This window comes from Pseudomonas sp. PDM25, assembly GCF_019219045.1.
In the GTDB taxonomy this organism is placed as follows: Bacteria; Pseudomonadota; Gammaproteobacteria; order Pseudomonadales; family Pseudomonadaceae; genus Aquipseudomonas.
Genome location: NZ_JAHUWL010000011.1, coordinates 117,133 through 137,591, shown reverse-complemented (window position 1 = coordinate 137,591; position 20,459 = coordinate 117,133). Strand labels below are relative to the sequence as shown.

Genomic DNA, 20,459 nt, shown 5'->3' with positions numbered 1-20,459 from the left:
ACGAGTGTCTCTGATCGCTTCTGACCACTTCCGCATCGTTGTCGGCCTCGGCAAGAGCGGCATGTCCCTGGTTCGCTTCCTGGCGAACCGGGGCACGTCGTTTGCTGTCGCCGACACGCGGGAAAATCCACCGGAACTGGCCACGCTCAAGCGTGACTATCCGCACGTGGAAGTGCGTTGTGGCGAGCTGGACGTCGAATTCCTGTGCCGCGCCGACGAGCTCTACGTGAGCCCCGGCCTGGCGCTGGCGACCCCGGCCCTGCAGGCTGCCGCCGCCCGTGGCGTGAAATTGTCCGGTGACATCGAGCTGTTCGCACGTAACGCGAAGGCGCCGATCGTCGCCATCAGTGGTTCCAACGCAAAAAGCACCGTCACCACACTGGTCGGCGAGATGGCTGCGGCGGCCGGCAAGCGAGTCGCCGTTGGCGGCAACCTCGGTACACCGGCACTGGACCTGCTCAGCGACGACGTCGAGCTGTACGTGATGGAACTGTCGAGCTTCCAGCTCGAAACCACCGATCAACTCAACGCCGAAGTGGCGACCGTGCTCAACGTCAGCGAAGACCACATGGACCGCTACAGCGGTCTGCCGGCTTATCATCTGGCCAAGCACCGGATCTTCCGGGGTGCCAAGCAGTTTGTGGTCAACCGTCAGGATGCCCTGAGCCGTCCGCTGATTGGCGAAGGTCAGCCATGCTGGACCTTCGGTTTGAGCAAACCTGATTTCAAGGCATTCGGTATTCGCGAAGAAGACGGCGAGAAGTACCTGGCCTTCGAATTCCAGAACCTGATGCCGGTGCGCGAGTTGAAAATTCGCGGTGCCCACAACCAGTCCAATGCCCTGGCGGCATTGGCCCTGGGCCACGCCGTCGGCCTGCCGTTCGACGCCATGCTGTCGAGCCTGCGTACCTTCGCCGGGCTTGAGCATCGCTGCCAGTGGGTCCGTGACCTGAATGGCGTGAGCTACTACAACGATTCCAAAGCCACCAACGTCGGCGCCGCACTGGCTGCCATCGAAGGCCTGGGCGCGGACATTGACGGCAAACTCCTGCTGATCGCCGGTGGCGACGGCAAGGGTGCCGAGTTCAAGGACTTGCGTGATCCGGTGGCGGCCAACTGCCGCGCGGTGGTGCTGATAGGCCGTGACGCCGAGCTGATCGCTCAGGCCATCGGCGATGCCGTGCCACTGATTCGCGTCAACTCGCTGATCGAAGCGGTCGAGCAATGCCGCGCCATCGCAGAGACGGGCGACGCCGTGTTGTTGTCGCCGGCCTGCGCCAGTTTCGACATGTTCAAGAATTACGAAGACCGTGGTCACCAGTTCGTCCGCGCAGTGGAGGATCTGGTATGAGCCTGAGAAACATCATCAAGCCGTACCCGTCGCCGATCATCACCGGGCGCGGCATCGACCTCGACTTCCCGATGCTCGCCGGCTGCCTGGCATTGATCGGCCTCGGGCTGGTCATGATTGCATCGGCCTCGACCGAAGTGGCAGCTGTGCAGTCGGGCAGCGCCCTGTACTACATGATCCGCCACCTTATCTACATCGTGCTGGGCCTCGGTGCCTGCGTCGTCACCATGATGATTCCGATCGCCACTTGGCAACGCCTGGGCTGGTTAATGCTGATTGGTGCGTTCGGTTTGCTGGTGATGGTGATCATCCCGGGGATCGGCCGTGAAGTGAACGGTTCGATGCGCTGGATCGGCTTCAGTTTCTTCAACGTTCAGCCGTCGGAAATCGCCAAGGTATTTGTCGTTATTTACCTTGCCGGTTACCTGGTGCGTCGCCAGAAAGAAGTGCGTGAAAGCTGGATGGGCTTCTTCAAGCCGTTCATCGTTCTGCTGCCAATGGCGGGTCTGTTGCTGATGGAGCCGGACTTCGGTGCCACCGTCGTGATGATGGGGGCTGCTGCTGCGATGCTGTTCCTTGGCGGGGTCGGCCTGTTCCGTTTTTCCTTGATGGTTGTCCTGGCGGTCGCAGCGGTGGTGTTGCTGATTCAAGTGCAGCCGTATCGAATGGCGCGCCTGACCAACTTTGCGGATCCGTGGGCCGACCAGTTCGGTGCCGGCTATCAGTTGTCTCAAGCGTTGATCGCTTTTGGTCGCGGCGAATGGCTGGGCGTTGGCCTGGGCAACAGCGTGCAGAAACAGTTCTACCTGCCGGAAGCCCACACCGACTTCGTGTTCTCGGTCCTGGCCGAAGAACTGGGTGCCGTCGGTTCTTTGTGCACGGTAGCGCTGTTCGTCTTTGTCTGTATTCGTGGCATGTACATCGGTTATTGGGCCGAGAAGGCCAAGCAGTTTTTCGCCGCCTACATCGCGTACGGCTTGTCGTTCCTGTGGATTGGTCAGTTCCTGATCAACATCGGGGTGAACGTCGGTCTGCTGCCAACCAAAGGTCTGACCCTGCCGTTCCTCAGTTACGGCGGTAGCTCATTGGTGATCTGCTGTGCCTGTCTCGGCTTGTTGCTGCGCATTGAATGGGAAAGTCGAACCCACTTGGGCAGCGAAGAGATGGAATTCCATGAGAGCGACTTCGCCGAGGAGCCGACCCATGGGCGCTAACGTATTGATCATGGCGGGCGGCACCGGTGGCCACGTGTTCCCGGCGCTGGCGTGTGCTCGCGAATTCCAGGCCCGTGGTTACACCGTGCATTGGCTCGGGACACCGCGCGGCATCGAGAACGATCTGGTTCCGGTGGCCGGCATCGAACTGCATCGGATCAATGCCAGCGGATTGCGTGGCAAGGGCAAATTGTCCCTGCTCAAGGCGCCGTTCATGTTGCTCAAGTCGATCTGGCAGGCGCGGGCGATCATTCGTCAGCTGCGGCCGGTGTGTGTCGTCGGCTTTGGTGGTTTTGTGACCGGCCCTGGTGGTGTTGCCGCCAAACTGGCTGGCGTGCCGGTGATCGTTCACGAGCAGAACGCCGTGGCCGGTACCGCCAATCGGTTGCTGGTGCCGTTGGCCGCCCGAGTCTGTGAAGCGTTCCCCGACACCTTTACCCTGTCGGGCAGCCGTCGGACCACCGGTAACCCGGTGCGCACCGAGCTGTTCCTCGAAACACCGCGACAGGCTCTGGCCGGTCGCAAGGCGCGTTTGCTGATCCTGGGTGGAAGCCTGGGCGCAGAACCGTTGAACAAGTTGCTGCCTGAAGCCCTGTCGCAAGTCGCCCCCGACCTGCGCCCGGAAGTGTTTCATCAGGCCGGCAAAAACCACGATGAAGTGACTGCAGAGCGCTATCGCGCGGCTGGCGTCGAGGCGCAAGTGCAGCCTTTCATCAAAGACATGGCCCAAGCCTATGGCTGGGCCGACCTGGTGGTGTGCCGCGCAGGCGCGTTGACCATCAGTGAACTGGCCGCCGCCGGTCTGCCCTCGATGCTGGTGCCTTTGCCCCATGCGATCGACGATCACCAGACCCGCAACGCCGATTATTTGGCCCGTGAAGGCGCTGCCTTCCTGATGCCGCAAAGAACGACTGGCGCAGCGGATCTTGCCGCACGCCTGACAGAGGTCCTGATGCAACCACAACGACTCACCGCCATGGCCACCGCGGCACGCCGCCTGGCCAAACCCGATGCAACCCGTAACGTGGTCGATACCTGCCTGGAGGTGGCCCATGGTTGAGAATCAGAAAGCCATGCCGCAACCGGAAATGCGCCGCATCCGTCGCATCCACTTCGTCGGGATCGGCGGCGTGGGCATGTGCGGCATTGCCGAAGTGTTGTTGAACCTGGGCTATGAAGTGTCCGGTTCCGACCTGAAAGCTTCGCCGGTGACCGAGCGTCTCGAGTCCTTCGGTGCCCAGATCTTTATCGGCCACCGCGCCGAGAACGCTGCGAACGCCGATGTGCTGGTCACCTCCAGTGCCGTGAACACGTCCAACCCGGAAGTCGCCACGGCCCTGGAGCGCCGCATTCCGGTGGTGCCTCGCGCTGAAATGCTGGCTGAGCTGATGCGCTACCGTCACGGCATCGCCGTTGCCGGTACCCATGGCAAAACCACCACCACCAGCCTGATCGCTTCGGTGTTTGCCGCCGGTGGCCTGGACCCGACATTCGTGATCGGTGGCCGTCTGAATGCCGCGGGCACCAATGCCCAGCTTGGCACCAGCCGTTACCTGATCGCTGAAGCTGACGAAAGCGACGCCAGCTTCCTGCACTTGCAGCCGCTGGTGGCCGTGGTCACCAACATCGACGCCGACCACATGGCGACCTACGACGGTGACTTCAACAAACTGAAGAAAACCTTCGTCGAGTTCCTCCACAACCTGCCGTTCTACGGTCTGGCGGTGGTGTGCCTGGACGATCCGGTGGTGCGAGAAATCCTGCCGTTGGTGAAACGTCCGACCGTCACTTATGGCTTCGGCGACGACTGCGACGTGCGCGCGATCAATGTGCGTCAACAGGGCATGCAGACCTTCTTCACCGTGCTGCGTCCTGATCGCGATCCGCTGGATGTATCGGTGAACATGCCGGGCAACCACAACGTGTTGAACGCACTGGCAACCATCTGCATCGCCACCGATGAAGGCGTCAGCGATGAAGCCATCGTCCAGGGCCTGTCCGGGTTCCAGGGTGTCGGCCGACGCTTCCAGGTCTACGGCGAACTGCCGGTAGACGGTGGCAGCGTGATGCTGGTCGACGACTACGGTCACCACCCGACCGAAGTCGCCGCGGTCATCAAAGCCGTGCGCGGTGGCTGGCCGGAACGCCGTCTGGTGATGGTCTACCAGCCGCACCGTTACAGCCGCACCCGTGACCTGTACGACGATTTCGTCAATGTATTGGCCGACGCCAACGTCCTGCTGCTGATGGAAGTCTACCCGGCCGGTGAAGAACCGATCCCGGGTGCAGACAGCCGCAAGCTGTGCAACAGCATCCGTCAGCGCGGTCAGCTCGACCCGATCTATATCGAGCGCGGTGTCGACCTCGCGCCGGTGGTCAAGCCGCTGCTGCGTGCTGGCGACATCCTGCTGTGTCAGGGCGCCGGTGACATCGGTGGTCTTGCACCGAAACTGTTGAAAAGTCCGTTGTTCGCAGGCGCCGTTGCTGCGCCGACTGTGGGGAAGTTGAAATGACTGCTGCTTACGCCAACCTCGTCTCCACGATTGCGCCGAAAGATTTCGGCCGCGTCGCCGTGCTCTTCGGCGGCAAGAGTGCCGAGCGTGAGGTTTCCCTGAAGTCGGGTAATGCGGTTCTCGACGCGCTACTAAGCGCCGGTGTGGACGCGTTTGGTCTCGACGTAGGCGATGATCTTTTGCAGCGTCTGCTGAACGAAAAAATCGATCGCGCCTTCATCATTCTCCACGGTCGTGGCGGTGAAGACGGCAGCATGCAGGGCCTGCTGGAATGCCTGGGTATTCCGTACACCGGCAGCGGCATTCTTGCTTCCGCGCTGGCCATGGACAAGCTGCGGACCAAACAGGTCTGGCACAGCCTGGGTATTCCGACGCCACGCCATGCGGTACTGAGCAGCGAGGCCGATTGTATTTCGGCGGCGACGGAACTGGGCTTCCCTTTGATCGTCAAACCGGCCCATGAAGGTTCAAGTATCGGGATGGCCAAAGTGACCTCCGCGTCGGAGTTGATCGACGCGTGGAAAGCGGCCAGTACCTACGATTCGCAAGTGTTGGTCGAGCAATGGATTCAAGGTCCGGAGTTCACCATCGCCACCCTGCGTGACCAGGTGTTGCCACCGATTGCCCTGGGCACGACGCACAGCTTCTACGACTACGACGCCAAGTACGTGGCTTCCGATACCCAGTACCGGATTCCGTGTGGCCTGGACAGCAACAAAGAAAAAGAACTGATGGACCTCACGGCGAAAGCCTGTGAGGCGCTGGGTATCGCCGGTTGGGGCCGGGCTGACGTGATGCAGGACGCCGACGGGCAGTTCTGGTTCCTGGAAGTCAATACCGCACCGGGCATGACCGATCACAGTCTGGTGCCGATGGCGGCCCGTGCTGCCGGTCTGGATTTCCAGCAACTGGTTCTGGCGATTCTGGCCGCCAGCATTGCCGGCAACAACGAGCCGCGAGGTTAAGACCATGCAAGGCGCACAGCTGAGACATCAGCCCTCCGCACCACCCGGCCGCAAGCCGGTACCGCGGGGTGCCAGCCGAATGGTGGCCAAAGAGCCGATGTCTGCGCGCCTGCCGAAAGCCAATTTTGGTTTTCTGAAAAGCCTGTTCTGGCCGGTGCTGTTGGTCGCACTGGGTTTCGGTACTTACGAAGGCGCACAGCGATTGCTGCCGTACGCCGACCGGCCGATCACCAAGATCAACGTGCAGGGCGACTTGAGTTACATCAGCCAGCAAGCGGTGCAGCAGCGGATCGCCCCGTACGTGGCGTCGAGCTTCTTCACCATCGACCTGGAGAGCATGCGTACCGAGCTTGAAACGATGCCATGGATTGCCCACGCCGAAGTACGCCGGGTGTGGCCGGATCAAGTGGTGATCCGCCTGGAAGAACAACTGCCGGTGGCCCGTTGGGGGGATGAATCGCTGTTGAACAACCAGGGCCAGGCGTTCACCCCGCGTGAGCTGGCGAACTACGAACACTTGCCACAGCTGTTCGGCCCACAACGGGCCCAACAGCAAGTGATGCAGCAATACCAGGTGCTGAGCCAGATGCTCAGGCCGTTGGGCTTCTCGATTGCACGCCTGGAATTGCGTGATCGAGGTAGCTGGTTCCTGACCACCGGCGCCGGCAGCGCGGGTCCGGGAATCGAACTGTTGCTGGGACGCGGCAACCTGCTGGAAAAGATGCGCCGCTTCATTGCCATCTATGACAAGACGCTTAAAGAACAGATTACGAACATTGCGCGCATCGATCTGCGCTACGCCAACGGCCTCGCTGTTGGCTGGCGGGAACCTGTAGCGCCCACGACAGCCCAACCCGCTGTCGCGAAGAATTAAGAAGAGGCAGGACCATGGCAAACGTGCAAAGCGGCAAAATGATCGTCGGTCTCGATATCGGCACCTCCAAGGTGGTGGCGCTGGTCGGCGAGGTCTCGGACGACGGCACGCTGGAAATCGTCGGGATCGGTACCCATCCGTCCCGTGGCCTGAAGAAAGGCGTGGTGGTGAACATCGAGTCCACCGTGCAATCGATCCAGCGCGCGATCGAAGAGGCGCAGCTGATGGCTGGTTGCCGCATTCACTCGGCGTTCGTCGGCGTGGCGGGCAATCATATCCGCAGCCTGAACTCCCACGGCATCGTGGCGATTCGTGATCGCGAAGTCAGCGCCGCCGACCTCGAGCGCGTGCTCGACGCCGCCCAGGCTGTAGCGATCCCGGCTGACCAGCGCGTGCTGCACACCCTGCCGCAGGATTACGTGATCGATAACCAGGAAGGTGTTCGTGAGCCTCTGGGCATGTCGGGCGTACGTCTGGAAGCCAAGGTTCACGTGGTCACCTGCGCCGTCAATGCCGCACAGAACATTGAAAAATGCGTGCGTCGCTGCGGCCTGGAAATCGACGACATCATTCTCGAGCAACTGGCTTCGGCCTACTCGGTCCTGACCGACGACGAGAAAGAGCTGGGCGTGTGCCTGGTGGACATCGGTGGCGGCACCACTGACATCGCGATTTTCACCGAAGGTGCGATCCGTCACACCGCGGTCATCCCGATTGCGGGCGACCAGGTAACCAACGACATCGCCATGGCGTTGCGCACCCCGACCCAGTACGCCGAAGAAATCAAGATTCGCTACGCCTGCGCCCTGGCCAAACTGGCCGGTGCCGGTGAAACCATCAAGGTTCCAAGCGTTGGCGACCGTCCACCGCGCGAGCTGTCCCGTCAGGCCCTGGCCGAAGTGGTCGAGCCGCGTTACGACGAGCTGTTCACGCTGATCCAGGCCGAACTGCGTCGCAGTGGCTACGAAGACCTGATCCCGGCCGGCATCGTGCTGACCGGTGGTACGTCGAAGATGGAAGGCGCAGTCGAACTGGCCGAAGAAATCTTCCACATGCCGGTCCGCCTGGGCGTGCCGCATGGCGTCAAGGGCCTGGACGATGTGGTCCGCAACCCGATTTATTCCACCGGCGTTGGCCTGTTGATGTACGGCCTGCAGAAGCAGTCCGACGGGATTTCGTTCTCGGGCATCAGCAGCCGCGACAGCTACAGCAATGAAGAACCGAAAGCCGCCTTGCTCGATCGCATCAAGAGCTGGGTACAAGGCAACTTCTAAAGATTTACGCAGCACCGCAAGACCGCAGCAAAAAGCAGTAGGCGAAAAAACTAGAGAAATGAAAGGAGAGGGAAAATGTTCGAACTCGTAGACAACATCCCCGCAAGCCCGGTTATTAAAGTTATCGGTGTTGGCGGAGGCGGCGGCAACGCCGTCAACCACATGGTCAAGAGCAACATTGAAGGCGTTGAATTCATCTGCGCCAACACTGATGCCCAAGCGCTGAAAAGCATCGGCGCGCGGACCATCCTGCAACTGGGCACCGGCGTGACCAAAGGTCTCGGCGCTGGCGCCAACCCTGAAGTAGGTCGTCAGGCCGCTCTCGAAGATCGTGAGCGCATTGCCGAAGTCCTGCAGGGCACCAATATGGTGTTCATCACCACTGGCATGGGCGGTGGTACCGGTACCGGTGCTGCGCCGATCATTGCTGAAGTGGCCAAGGAAATGGGGATTCTCACCGTTGCGGTGGTGACTCGTCCGTTCCCGTTTGAAGGTCGCAAGCGCATGCAGATCGCCGATGAAGGCATCCGTCTGCTGTCTGAAAGCGTCGACTCGTTGATCACCATTCCCAACGAGAAGCTGCTGACCATTCTTGGCAAGGACGCAAGCCTGCTGTCCGCATTCGCCAAGGCCGACGATGTACTGGCCGGTGCCGTTCGCGGTATCTCCGACATCATCAAGCGTCCGGGCATGATCAACGTCGACTTTGCCGACGTGCGTACCGTGATGAGCGAAATGGGCATGGCGATGATGGGCACTGGCTGCGCCAGCGGTCCGAACCGTGCACGCGAGGCCACCGAAGCGGCCATTCGCAACCCGTTGCTGGAAGACGTGAACCTGCAAGGTGCACGCGGCATCCTGGTGAACATCACCGCCGGTCCTGACCTGTCCCTGGGTGAGTACTCCGACGTGGGTAGCATCATCGAAGCTTTCGCTTCCGAGCACGCGATGGTCAAGGTCGGTACCGTTATCGATCCGGACATGCGCGACGAGCTGCACGTAACAGTAGTAGCCACTGGTTTGGGCGCGAAAATCGAGAAGCCTGTGAAGGTTATCGACAACACCATGCACACCTCCGTGACTTCGCAACCGCAGCAACAAGCGCCTTCGCGTCAGGAAGCGCCTGCTGTGAACTATCGTGACCTGGACCGTCCGACCGTCATGCGCAACCAGGCTCAGGCCGGTGCTGCGACTGCCGCGAAGATGAACCCGCAAGATGATCTGGACTACCTGGACATCCCGGCTTTCCTGCGTCGTCAGGCCGATTAATGGAATGTATCAGGGCTATGAAGGTGATTGGTGTTCAGCAAAGGTCTGGTCTGCTATCATCGCCAGCCTTTGTTGATACCAGTTCGCAATTTGCGCTGAAGCGGCCCAAGCCATGATTAAACAACGCACACTGAAAAATATTATCCGTGCTACAGGTGTAGGCCTGCACTCCGGGGAAAAGGTATACCTGACCCTCAAGCCCGCACCTATCGACACCGGCATTGTGTTTGTTCGTGCCGATCTCGACCCTGTGGTGCAGATTCCTGCCCGCGCGGAAAACGTTGGTGAAACCACGATGTCGACCACATTGGTCAGTGGTGACACTAAAGTGGATACGGTGGAGCACTTGCTCTCGGCCATGGCTGGCCTGGGCATCGATAACGCCTACGTCGAGCTCTCCGCGTCTGAAGTTCCGATCATGGATGGTAGCGCTGGACCTTTCGTATTCCTGATTCAATCGGCCGGCCTGGAAGAACAGGACGCACCGAAGAAGTTCATCCGGATCCTGCGGGAAGTGACAGTGGAAGACGGCGACAAGCGCGCCACTTTCGTCCCTTTCGAAGGCTTCAAGGTGAGTTTCGAGATCGATTTCGATCACCCGGTTTTCCGTAACCGCACACAAAGTGCAAGCGTGGATTTTTCCAGCACTTCGTTCGTAAAAGAAGTCAGCCGCGCCCGTACCTTTGGTTTCATGAGTGATATCGAGTACCTGCGCAAGCACAACCTCGCACTCGGCGGCAGCGTTGAAAACGCTATTGTGGTCGACGCGGATGGTGTACTGAACGAAGACGGCCTTCGCTATGAAGACGAATTCGTTAAGCACAAGATCCTCGATGCAATTGGTGACCTCTACCTGCTGGGCAATAGCCTGATAGGTGAGTTCAAGGGCTTCAAGTCCGGACATGCATTGAACAACCAGCTGCTGCGCAAGTTGATTGAGCAGACAGATGCTTGGGAAGTCGTGACTTTCGAAGACGCCAGCACTGCACCGATCTCTTACATGCGTCCAGTTGCGGCCGTGTAAGTAAAAAACCTCTCTAGTTTTTAAAGGCTACCTTCGGGTGGCCTTTTTTTATGCCTTCTAATCCGCACAAACCACCCGATTACGCCCACTTTCCTTGGCCTGATACAGCGCCTTGTCCGCTGCAAACAATAGCTGTTCCAGGCTGATCTCGGCGCAGGTGGTCCAGGTGCTGATACCGATACTGACAGTAATTGGCGACTCGGCACCTGCCACCAGCGGCAATTGTTCCACTGTCGCGCGGATGTGTTCGGCAATCTGTTGCGCACCCTGGCTGTCGGTTTCCGCGAGAATCACCGAAAACTCCTCACCGCCATAACGGGCGACCAGATCGGCTGGTCGCCTCACATTGTCGGAGATCACCTTGGCCACCGAGCGCAACGCATCGTCGCCAGCCTGATGCCCATGACGATCGTTGAACGCTTTGAAATGGTCGGCATCAATCATCAGCAGCGACAATGGCTGGCCGGAACGTTGAGCGCGGAACCACTCATGACGCAGGACCTGATCCAGCGTTCGGCGGTTGGCCAGGCCGGTCAAGGCATCGGTGGCCGCCAGTTGCGCCAGCTCCTGTTCGGCGTTGTGGCGCAGGCGCAGTTCCCGGCTGAGCAGCCAAGTCAGCCAGAGCAAGCCGATGCACAGCGCAATAGTCGCAACGCTGACCACCACCGCCGTGCGCTTCCACGACGCAAACACTTCATCACTGGACAGTGCAACGATGACGATCAACGGCAAGTTGCCCACCTTGGAGAACGTGTACAGGCGTTTGTCCTTATAGTGGCTTGAAACACTGGTGAAGCTGCCGTTGCCTTCCTTGACGATGCGCTGAAAGTTGGGACGGTTGCTGAAGTCCTTGCCAATCAGCTCTTCGGCCAAGCGGGGTTCCTGGGCCAGAAGAATCCCGTCCGAGCTGATCAGGTTGACCGAGCTGTCACGACCGATGCTCAAGCTGTTGAACAGTTGATCGAAATAACTCAAGCGCATGGCGGCTTCGGCCACGCCAAGAAATTCACCCTGTGAGCCGCTGACCCGGCGACTGAAGCTGATTCGCCATTCATGTTCAGGCAGTCTGGAACGGAAGGGACGGCTGATGAACATGCTCGGGTCGCTATTGTTCACGTGCGACTGAAAGTATTCGCGGTCAGCAAAATTGCCCTTTCTGGGCTCTACCGAGGCCGAGTCGGCGATCACGTCGCCCTTGTTGTCCAGCAACAAAATGTCGCCCTTGTACGGCGCGGCAGTGGCGCGGTCAAACAAGGCCAGATGGTGGATGGCAGGGGAAACGTTCTTGAGGTCTTCACGCTGGGAGGCGGCGATCAAGCCGAGCAAGGACAGGTCATAGAGTTCGACATTGCGCAGCACGTCGGCGTCGATCAGTTGCACGATGTTGGTGGCTGCGCGAGTGGCGGAGTGTTCAGCATTGGCGCGTTCGCGAATGAGCAGGAACGTCACGATGCTTGATATCGCAATCACCAGCAGCAAACTGCCGAGAAGCAGAAGCTGCTCCGATCGCGTCGACCGGATCGGATGGTGAGAAATTGCAGTGCTCACACTCATGGTTCTGACTTCTGCTAATGAGGCGTTATGAAAGTGTTTTGCAAGACTCAGGCAGAATCCCAGATACCCTTTGCGTTCGGAGCGCCTGTATAAATCCCGGATAAAAAAAAGGCCAGCAAAACATGCTGGCCTTTTACTTATAGAAGCTTAGAAGACATTGAGCGGGTAGTCGACGATCACCCGGTATTCATCGGTGTCCTGATCCAGTACGCCGTAGCCGTTGCCTCCACGGTTGGTCGCCCATTGCAGACGCAGCGCCAGGTTTTTGGCCTTGCCGCCCTGAACCACATACTTGAGATCGATGTCGCGTTCCCAGTGCCTGGCGTTTTTGCCATCAGCGCTGTACCACGAGGCATAACCGGGGCTGTCCGGGTCGACCTTGGTCAGGTCCAGTTCCCCTTGGGAGTAAGAGACCGCCGAGGTCAGGCCGGCGAGGCCGAGCCCGACAAAGTCGTAGGCGTACTTGAGTTTCCATGAGCGTTCGTTCGGGCCGTTGAAGTCCGAATACTGCTGGGAATTGTCGAGGTAGACGCTGTCGCCCTGGCTGATGTAATCGAATGGTGTGTTGCCGTTGACCCGCTGATAGGCCGCGGTAACGCTGTGATTGCCCACGCCCACGGTGAAATGCAGGCTGTAGGTGTTGTTGTCGATGTGGCCCAGCAGCGCATTGCCGGTGTCTTGCGTGTGATAGGCATGCAGACCCGGGTTGAGGCTGACCAGATCGTTCAAGGCGTAGGTGTAATCCAGGTCGTAGTAATACTGGTTCCAGATGTCCTTGAGTTCGGAAGCATAGAGGCTGCTGGTTAACCCCGGCAGGCCGCTCCAGGCCACGCCGGCCCAATTCAGGTGCTTACTTTCGTCACCGTCGGCCAGGCTGCCGTAGGACGTGCCGATTCGGGTGTGTCCACTCTGGTTGTAAGGCTTGGTGAAACTCGCCTGGCCACCTTCGATCATCCAGCCGTCAAAACTGTGGTTGGTCAGGCTGACGCCGCGAAAGGTCTGGGGCAGCATGCGGGTTTCGCCGCCGGCGATCACCGGGTTGGCGAGAAACAAGTCACCGGCCTTCAGTTCGGTGTCGAAGGCACGCATTTTCAGTGTGCCACCCGCCGTTGAGAACGAACCTGGCGCTTTGCCGTTGCCATCGCTGACCGGCAGGATGCTCGAATTATCAGTGCCGCCACCGCCGTCGAGCTTGAGCCCGAGCATGGCGTGGGCGTCAACGCCGAAACCGACGGTGCCTTGGGTGTAGCCCGATTCGAAGAGGCCAAGGAAACCCTGGCCCCATTCAATGTTGTCGTCCGTGTGCTGCAGGCGGTTGCGGTTCATGTAGTAGTTACGGGCGTTGAGGTTGAGGCTCGATCCTTCAACGAAACCTTCGGCGTTTGAGTCGTCTGCGGCGTGAGCGGCAGGCGTCACCGTTGCAGCGATTGCAATGAATAACGGGCTGAATCTGAGAGGGAAACGCACTAGCGGTAAAGCTCCTTGGGTCAACTTAGAGCCTCATTGTTTTGAGACTCAGGATGTTTCTTGTTAGGGAAGACGAACTAAAGCTGTTTAAAACCACAACGAAAAAAAGCCGCTGATAGCAGCGGCTTTGAAGACAACTTTTCAAAGGGAAGAGCCGATGAAAAGTGTCGAGGGAAACAGAGTGATACGGGGCAATCAGCTGTCTTTCTCAACCACTGGCAGGGTCTGAGTGCTCGACGCTTGAGGGGTTTGCGCAGCTTCCTGGGCCTTGGCTGTCATTTCGCTCTGATACTGTTCGAATGCAGCAGCGCGGGCGGAGTTTTGCGCGACGAACGTCTGCGACTCTTCAGCGATGGCGAACGGAGACAGAAACAAAGAGGACAAAACGAAAGCGCTGGCAATACCCATAGTGTTGGACATCTTTAAAACCTTCTTGCTTGGCAAGTGCTGTTTGGTGGGGCCAAGATAAGGGGGATTGGAGAGGGGAAAAAGAGCGGATTCATGAAAGGACTGTTGCGCTTAAAGCAACAGTAGGTGGCCGAATTGAACATGTCCTCTGGTGAGGTGGCTTCTGAGGGGCGGGTTGGATCAGACGGGGAGGTGGATGCCGAAGGTATTCATGCCGTGATCACTGCGCACAAACACGTCCCCGCCGTGCATCAGTGCAATCGCCTTGACGATCGCCAACCCCAAGCCATGGTTGTTTCCACTGTTGCTGCGCGATGCATCGACCCGATAAAAACGCTCAAACAGCCGCGACAAATGCTCGCTGGCAATCGGCGATCCAGGGTTCGCAACCCCGATGCTGACCTGATGCTCCTCAACCTCGATCCGCACCTCAATCACTTGCCCAGGCTCGGTGTGCTGCACCGCGTTGCTCAGCAGGTTGATCAACGCCCGGCGCAGATGAGCGATCTCGATCCGCACTTGGGCATCGCCACTGACCTGCACCTGAACCTGCGCGTCTTCAAGGATGAAATCCAGATACTCCAGGGTCGTGGCCACTTCATCGGCCAGCGAGGTGGAGGTCAGTTTGGTGGCTTTGCTGCCTTGGTCTGCACTGGCGAGGAACAGCATGTCGTTGATGATCGAGCGCAGTCGCTCAAGCTCTTCAAGGTTCGATTGCAGCACTTCAAAATAGTGTTCGGCGGATCGCCCGCGAGTCAGCGCAACCTGGGTCTGGCCGATCAGGTTGGTCAGGGGCGAGCGCAGTTCGTGGGCCACGTCCGCGTTGAACGACTCAAGGCGCGAGTAAGCCTGTTCGACCCGCTCCAGTGTCGAGTTGAACGAATTGACGAACTGATTCAGTTCCGGCGGTAGCGGCGACAATTGCAGGCGACCGGACAACAACGGCGGTGCCAGCCGCTGGGCTTCCTGGGACAACTTGATCAGCGGCTTGAGGCCGATCCGCGCCACCCAATAACCGAGGGCCGACGCCAGCAACACGCCGATGATCGCCAGGCTGATCAGGGCAACCAGCAAATGGTGCTGAGTTTGCAAAAACGTCTCGGTGTCGATGCCGATCATGAAGCGCAACGGCGGGCGTTGATCCTTGGCCGGGAACTGACTGACCAGCACTTTCAGCGGATAAGGCTGATCCGCAAGATTCAAGTCGCGCATGCCCAGCGGGCCTTCGGCAAAGGCGCGAATCTGCGGCGTCAGGTTGCCGTATTCGTAGTGCGGATCACCGCTGATGATCCAGAAGCTGATGCGTTTGTCTTCTTCGCCGAGCAGCTTGAGCTTGTTGTTGATCTTCACCCAATGCTCGGGCGTGCCATAACGCCCGACCGTGGATTCAAGCACGCTGTAGCGCGCGTCCAGTTCAGCCTCGGGCAACAAACCCAGGCCTTTATCGACCTGTTGATACAGCGCCCAGCCGATCAACAGAAACACCAAAAGTGCCACCAGCGTGAACATCCCGCTCAGGCGTAGCGCGATTGAGTTACTGGACACCACGGCTCTCCAGCACATAACCCATGCCACGAATTGTGTGCAGCAGTTTCTCTTCGAACGGCCCGTCGAGTTTGGCGCGCAGGCGTTTGATCGCGACTTCGACAACGTTGGCATCGCTGTCGAAATTGATGTCCCAGACCATTTCGGCAATGGCGGTTTTCGACAGGATTTCACCCTGACGGCGGGCCAGCACGCTCAATAGCGAGAACTCCTTGGCGGTCAGGTCCAGGCGCGTGCCGGCACGGGTGGCTTTGCGGCTGATCAAATCTATCCACAGGTCGGCGATGCTCACCTGCACTGGTTCATGACCACCGCTGCGGCGGGTCAGCGCTTGCAGGCGCGCCACCAGTTCCAGAAAGGAAAACGGTTTGCCAAGGTAATCGTCGGCACCGTCGCGCAGGCCTTTGATCCGGTCTTCCACACGTTCGCGGGCGGTGAGCATGATTACCGGGGTTTGCTTGCGCGCACGCAACGCGCGCAGTACGCCGAAGCCGTCGAGGCCCGGGAGCATGACGTCGAGGACGATCACCGCGTAGTCGCTTTCCAGCGCCAGGTGCAGGCCGTCAACGCCGTCGCGCGCCAGGTCCACGGTGTAACCCTGTTCCGTCAGGCCGCGGTGCAGATAATCCGCGGTTTTTTCTTCGTCTTCGATAATCAGAACGCGCATGACCCCGCCTCAGTCTGTGGTCGCCAGAGCCGGATGTGGCGTTGGCTTAGGCCGATGGAATAGCCGCTCAAGCCACAAGTATATGACCGGCGTGGTGAACAACGTCAGCGCCTGGCTCACCAGCAAGCCGCCGACGACCGCGATCCCCAAGGGCTGGCGCAGTTCGGCGCCGGTGCCATAACCGAGCATCAATGGCAGCGCGCCGAGCAGGGCGGCGAGGGTGGTCATGATGATCGGCCGGAATCGTGTGATACAGGCCTGGTAGATCGCTTCCTCCGGCGACAGCCCGCCCTTGCGTTGCGCTTCGAGGGCGAAGTCGATCATCAGGATGCCGTTCTTCTTCACGATCCCGATCAGCAACACCAGCCCGATCAGCGCCATGATCGAAAAGTCCTGCCCGCAAATCCACAACATGATCACCGCGCCGAGCCCCGCCGACGGCAGTGTCGAGATGATGGTCAGCGGATGGACGAAGCTCTCGTACAGCACGCCGAGAATGATGTACACCGCCACCAACGCGGCCAGGATCAGCCATGGTTGACTGGCCAGCGAACTCTGGAACGCCTGGGCCGCGCCCTGGAAATTACCGCTGATGGCCACCGGCATGCCGATGTCGGTCTTGGCCTGATTGAGCATGATCACCGCATCGCCCAGCGCCACACCGGGCGCCAGATTGAACGACAGGTTGGCCGCCGGGAACATGCCGTCATGGGCGATGGACAGCGGGCCGACCGTTGGCGCGTCGAATTTGGCCAGGGCCGACAGCGGCACCATTTCCCCGCTCAGGGGCGAGCGCAGGTAGAAATAGTTGAGGCTTTCGGCCTTGCCGCGCTGCTTGGTGTCCAGTTCCAGAATCACGTTGTACTGGTTGGTCTGGGTCTGGAACTCATTGATCTGCCGCTGGCCGAAGGCGTCGTACAACGCTTCGTCGACATCGCTGGCGGTCAGGCCGAAACGTGCGGCGGCGCTACGGTCAATGCTGATGTGGGTGATGCTGCCGCCCAGTTGCAGGTCGTTGGAAATGTCACGGAACGCCGGGTTGGCGCGCAGTTTTTCCGTCAGGCGCTGGGTCCAGGTGCTCAGGAGTGCCCCGTCGTTACTCTTGAGCACGTATTGGTACTGCGCGCGACTCGGACCGGAGCTGAGGTTGATGTCTTGCCCGGCGCGCAGGTACAGCACGATGCCCGGGACTTTCATCAGTTGCGGACGTATCCGGTCAATGAACTGACTGGCGGAGACGTCGCGGTCGCCGCGTTTTTTCAGAGAGATCCAGAAGCGACCGTTGGCGATGGTCTGGTTACTGCCAGAGACGCCGACCGAGTGGGAAAACGCCGCGACTGCCGGATCCGCCGCGACGATTTCGGCCATCGCCAGGTGTTTTTTCACCATGTCGCCGTAGGAAATATCGGCGGCCGCTTCGGTGGTGCCGAGGACGAAACCGGTGTCCTGCACCGGGAAGAAGCCCTTGGGGATAAAAATGTAACCGGCAATCGCCAGGCCCAGAGACAGGCCGAACACGCCGATCATCAGCTTCTGGTGGGCGAGGGCGCGGCGTAGAAGTTTTTCATAGCCTGCCAGCAAGCGTTCGCCAAACGTGGGTTTGCTGTGGGCGTTATGCACCGGCGCGCGCATGAACAGCGCGGCGAGCGTTGGCGCCAGCGTCAACGAGACCACCACCGAAATCATGATCGTCGAAGTGGCAGTCAGGGCGAATTCCTTGAACAGCCGCCCGACCACGCCGCCCATGAACAGCAGCGGAATGAACGCCGCCACCAGCGAAAAGCTGATGGAGACCACGGTGAAACCAATCTCGCCAGCACCTTTGATCGCCGCCTCGCGCATGTCGTCGCCGGCTTCCAAGTGACGGTGAATGTTTTCCACCACCACAATCGCATCGTCCACCACAAACCCGACGGACACCACGATCGCCACCAGCGTCAGGTTGTTCAGGCTGAAACCCATGATGTACATCAGGGCGAAACTGGCGATCAGCGACACACCGAGCACCGACGCCACGATCAGGGTCGCCGATAACTGCCGCAGGAACAGCGCCATCACCGCCACCACCAGCAGGATTGCGATCAGCAGGGTGACCTCCACTTCATGCAACGAAGCACGGATGGTCTGGGTGCGGTCGATCAACACTTTGACCTGCACCGATGCCGGCAGCATGGCCTCTAGCGTCGGCAGGGCCGCTTGAATACGGTCCACGGTCTCGACGATGTTGGCTCCCGGTTGCCGGAAAATCACCAGGTTCACCCCCGGCTGACCGTCAGCCCAGGCCTGGATGTAGGCGTCTTCCGAACCGTTGACGACTTTGGCTACATCCTTGAGATGAACCGGTGCGCCGTCCTTGTAGGAAACAATCAGCTGACCGTATTCCTGGGGGTGGAACAATTGGTCGTTGGTGGACAAGGTCGAAATGCTCGACTCGCCGTACAACGCACCCTTGGCCAGGTTGAGGCTGGTCCGCTGGATCGCGAGGCGAATGTCTGCCAGGGTCAGGCCAATGGCGGCGAGTTTGTCCGCCGACGCCTGCACGCGGATCGCCGGACGTTGCTGACCGGTGATGTTGATATTGCCTACGCCGTCGATCTGGCTGATCTGACGGGCGAGCAGGGTTTCCACCAGGTCACTGACCTCGGTGCCGGGCATTTGCGGCGAGTTGATGCTGAGGATCAGCACCGGGCTATCGGCCGGATTGACCTTCCTCCAGTTCGGCAGGTTCGGCATGTCTTTGGGTAGTTTGCCGGCGGCGGTGTTGATCGCGGCCTGGACTTCCTGGGCGGCGGTGTCGATGCTTTTGTCGAGGGTGAATTGCAGGGTCAGGATGGTCGAGCCCAGGGCGCTACTCGAGGTCATTTGGGTCACGCCGGGGATGGCGCTGAATTGCACTTCAAGCGGCGTGGCCACCGACGAGGCCATGGTTTCGGGGTTGGCGCCAGGCAGTTGCGCGGCCACCTGAATGGTCGGGAATTCTGCTTCCGGCAGTGGCGCAATCGACAGTTGCGGAAAGGCGATGACACCGAGCAGCACCAAGGCAAAGGTCAGCAGGACCGTCGCCACCGGATGATCGATGCACCACGCGGAAACCGAGCCATGGCCCTTCATGGTTTCGGCTCCGATTGCACCACTTGCGGTGGGTCGGTCACTACCTGCACGGTCGAGCCGGGCTTGAGCCGCGACTGGCCGTCGCTGACCAGCACATCGCCCGGTTTCACGCCTTTGATGAGGTCCTGGCCGCTGCCTTGATAAACCATCTGCACCTGAACGGCTTCAACCTTGTCGCCATTGACCCGGTAGACGAAATGTTGATCGAGGCCACGTTGTACGACGGTGGGCGGCACCACCAGCGCATTTTTATCCAGTGCTGTCTGAATCTTTACCGTTACCAGCAGGCCCGGCCAGAGTTTCTGTGCGGGGTTGGCGAATTCGGCCTTGGCGCGGATGGTCCCGGTGTTGGCGTTGATCTGGTTGTCGATCAGGGTCAAATGACCTTCGCCGAGCAGGTTGCCGGTTTCCCCGTCGGTGTCGGCGCCGATATAAGCCTTGACCGGCGTGTGCTGTGGGTCGTTGATCAGTCCCTGCAGGGTCGGCAGCATTTGCTGTGGCAGGGAGAACTCCACGGCGATCGGGTCGATCTGGGTCACCGTGAACAGGCCTTGAGCGTCGGTCATGCGCAGGAAGTTGCCTTCATCCACTGTGCGAATACCGACGCGACCGGTCACCGGGGAGCGAATCTGTGTGTAGGAAAGCTGCACTTGCGCGGCGTCGATCGAGGCCTGGTTACCTTGGGCGGTGGCTTTGAGTTGGTTGACTAACGCCTGTTGCTGGTCATAGGTCTGTTTGGATACGCCGTCATCCACGCTCAGTAGTTTGTAGCGTTTGAGGTTGACCAGTGCGACTTGCAGCTGCGCCTGGCTTTCGCCGAGTTGCGCCCGGGCTTGATCGAGGCTGGCGCGGATCGCGCGGTCGTCGATGGTGGCGAGCAGGTCGCCTTTGTTCACCAGTTGGCCTTCCTTGACCAATAATTTGGTGAGGATGCCGTCAATTTGCGGGCGCACCACAACGCTATGCAGGGACAGCACCGAGCCGATGCCGCTGACGTAGCGGGGGACGTCTTTTTCGGTGACGCTCACTACCCGAACGGGGATCGCCGTGGGCGCGGTCAGTTTGGTGGTAGCGGGCTTGATGGCGTACCACAGGCCCAGCGCTGCCAGAACGATCAGAAGGGCTGCGAGCAAGGCGGGTTTTTTCTGAATTCGCATGCGAGTGGGGCGCCGGGGCTGTGGGTCGGTTTTTTTCAGGTTTGTATCTTCCTTTATAAACCTGTT

16 protein-coding genes are annotated in these 20,459 nt (G+C 59.8%); 9 read left to right on the top strand and 7 right to left on the bottom strand.

What is annotated here, in order from left to right:
• The first annotated feature begins 4 nt into the window (after positions 1-4).
• The 9 genes from murD to lpxC all read left to right on the top strand — a co-directional run bounded on the left by murD (position 5) and on the right by lpxC (position 10,484).
• Positions 5-1,351 carry a UDP-N-acetylmuramoyl-L-alanine--D-glutamate ligase gene (gene murD / locus KW848_RS21240; RefSeq protein WP_218537974.1) on the top strand — a complete coding sequence of 449 codons (1,347 nt, stop codon included), beginning with the start codon at positions 5-7 and terminating at the stop codon, positions 1,349-1,351.
• Positions 1,348-2,565 (top strand): putative lipid II flippase FtsW, encoded by a 1,218-nt coding sequence (ftsW, locus tag KW848_RS21235; protein ID WP_111451317.1) that lies wholly within the window; start codon positions 1,348-1,350, stop codon positions 2,563-2,565. Before murD ends, ftsW begins: the two co-directional genes overlap by 4 nt.
• Entirely contained in the window at positions 2,555-3,625 is a 1,071-nt protein-coding gene (murG, locus tag KW848_RS21230) for an undecaprenyldiphospho-muramoylpentapeptide beta-N-acetylglucosaminyltransferase (protein ID WP_111451318.1), read from the top strand. The genes ftsW and murG overlap by 11 nt, the downstream gene beginning before the upstream one ends.
• Complete coding sequence (gene murC / locus KW848_RS21225) at positions 3,618-5,078, top strand: UDP-N-acetylmuramate--L-alanine ligase (protein WP_218537973.1); 1,461 nt, start codon at positions 3,618-3,620, stop codon at positions 5,076-5,078. The genes murG and murC overlap by 8 nt, the downstream gene beginning before the upstream one ends.
• The gene (locus KW848_RS21220; protein ID WP_218537972.1) at positions 5,075-6,043 is read left to right on the top strand and encodes a D-alanine--D-alanine ligase; all 969 of its coding nucleotides are present in this window, start codon (positions 5,075-5,077) and stop codon (positions 6,041-6,043) included. The genes murC and KW848_RS21220 overlap by 4 nt, the downstream gene beginning before the upstream one ends.
• A gap of 4 nt (positions 6,044-6,047) precedes the next feature.
• Positions 6,048-6,917 (top strand): cell division protein FtsQ/DivIB, encoded by an 870-nt coding sequence (locus KW848_RS21215; protein ID WP_056740930.1) that lies wholly within the window; start codon positions 6,048-6,050, stop codon positions 6,915-6,917.
• A 14-nt stretch (positions 6,918-6,931) separates the two neighbouring features.
• On the top strand, positions 6,932-8,191 hold the full coding sequence (ftsA, locus tag KW848_RS21210) for a cell division protein FtsA (protein WP_046048247.1): 1,260 nt from the start codon (positions 6,932-6,934) through the stop codon (positions 8,189-8,191).
• Between the two features lie 75 nt (positions 8,192-8,266).
• Entirely contained in the window at positions 8,267-9,460 is a 1,194-nt protein-coding gene (gene ftsZ / locus KW848_RS21205) for a cell division protein FtsZ (RefSeq protein WP_133840314.1), read from the top strand.
• A gap of 112 nt (positions 9,461-9,572) precedes the next feature.
• Positions 9,573-10,484, top strand: coding sequence for a UDP-3-O-acyl-N-acetylglucosamine deacetylase (gene lpxC, locus KW848_RS21200; RefSeq protein WP_008147525.1), 912 nt, complete (start codon positions 9,573-9,575; stop codon positions 10,482-10,484).
• 57 nt (positions 10,485-10,541) lie between these two features.
• Here the strand turns inward: lpxC and KW848_RS21195 are convergent, their stop codons facing one another.
• The 7 genes from KW848_RS21195 to KW848_RS21165 form a co-directional block, all read right to left on the bottom strand.
• Positions 10,542-12,038 (bottom strand): sensor domain-containing diguanylate cyclase, encoded by a 1,497-nt coding sequence (locus KW848_RS21195; RefSeq protein WP_218537971.1) that lies wholly within the window; start codon positions 12,036-12,038, stop codon positions 10,542-10,544.
• A gap of 147 nt (positions 12,039-12,185) precedes the next feature.
• Positions 12,186-13,505: an OprD family porin gene (locus KW848_RS21190; protein WP_218537970.1), complete on the bottom strand. Its 1,320-nt coding sequence runs from the start codon at positions 13,503-13,505 to the stop codon at positions 12,186-12,188.
• Between the two features lie 195 nt (positions 13,506-13,700).
• Positions 13,701-13,925, bottom strand: a complete 225-nt coding sequence (locus tag KW848_RS21185; RefSeq protein WP_218537969.1) for a hypothetical protein — start codon at positions 13,923-13,925, stop codon at positions 13,701-13,703.
• Between the two features lie 168 nt (positions 13,926-14,093).
• On the bottom strand, positions 14,094-15,458 hold the full coding sequence (locus tag KW848_RS21180) for a heavy metal sensor histidine kinase (RefSeq protein WP_111451326.1): 1,365 nt from the start codon (positions 15,456-15,458) through the stop codon (positions 14,094-14,096).
• Positions 15,448-16,125, bottom strand: coding sequence for a heavy metal response regulator transcription factor (locus KW848_RS21175; protein WP_111451327.1), 678 nt, complete (start codon positions 16,123-16,125; stop codon positions 15,448-15,450). Before KW848_RS21175 ends, KW848_RS21180 begins: the two co-directional genes overlap by 11 nt.
• Before the next feature lie 9 nt (positions 16,126-16,134).
• Complete coding sequence (locus tag KW848_RS21170; RefSeq protein WP_218537968.1) at positions 16,135-19,236, bottom strand: multidrug efflux RND transporter permease subunit; 3,102 nt, start codon at positions 19,234-19,236, stop codon at positions 16,135-16,137.
• Complete coding sequence (locus KW848_RS21165) at positions 19,233-20,393, bottom strand: efflux RND transporter periplasmic adaptor subunit (protein WP_111451329.1); 1,161 nt, start codon at positions 20,391-20,393, stop codon at positions 19,233-19,235. Before KW848_RS21165 ends, KW848_RS21170 begins: the two co-directional genes overlap by 4 nt.
• Positions 20,394-20,459 lie beyond the last annotated feature (66 nt).

Bases quoted from the DNA above. Each gene is read 5' to 3' on its own strand.
- ftsA (WP_046048247.1), top strand. From the start codon at position 6,932: ATGGCAAACGTGCAAAGCGGCAAAATGATCGTCGGTCTCGATATCGGC.
- ftsZ (WP_133840314.1), top strand. From the start codon at position 8,267: ATGTTCGAACTCGTAGACAACATCCCCGCAAGCCCGGTTATTAAAGTT.
- KW848_RS21195 (WP_218537971.1), bottom strand. From the start codon at position 12,038: ATGAGTGTGAGCACTGCAATTTCTCACCATCCGATCCGGTCGACGCGA.
- KW848_RS21185 (WP_218537969.1), bottom strand. From the start codon at position 13,925: ATGTCCAACACTATGGGTATTGCCAGCGCTTTCGTTTTGTCCTCTTTG.
- ftsW (WP_111451317.1), top strand. From the start codon at position 1,348: ATGAGCCTGAGAAACATCATCAAGCCGTACCCGTCGCCGATCATCACC.
- KW848_RS21220 (WP_218537972.1), top strand. From the start codon at position 5,075: ATGACTGCTGCTTACGCCAACCTCGTCTCCACGATTGCGCCGAAAGAT.
- KW848_RS21215 (WP_056740930.1), top strand. From the start codon at position 6,048: ATGCAAGGCGCACAGCTGAGACATCAGCCCTCCGCACCACCCGGCCGC.
- KW848_RS21175 (WP_111451327.1), bottom strand. From the start codon at position 16,125: ATGCGCGTTCTGATTATCGAAGACGAAGAAAAAACCGCGGATTATCTG.
- KW848_RS21165 (WP_111451329.1), bottom strand. From the start codon at position 20,393: ATGCGAATTCAGAAAAAACCCGCCTTGCTCGCAGCCCTTCTGATCGTT.
- murG (WP_111451318.1), top strand. From the start codon at position 2,555: ATGGGCGCTAACGTATTGATCATGGCGGGCGGCACCGGTGGCCACGTG.
- lpxC (WP_008147525.1), top strand. From the start codon at position 9,573: ATGATTAAACAACGCACACTGAAAAATATTATCCGTGCTACAGGTGTA.
- KW848_RS21170 (WP_218537968.1), bottom strand. From the start codon at position 19,236: ATGAAGGGCCATGGCTCGGTTTCCGCGTGGTGCATCGATCATCCGGTG.
- murC (WP_218537973.1), top strand. From the start codon at position 3,618: ATGGTTGAGAATCAGAAAGCCATGCCGCAACCGGAAATGCGCCGCATC.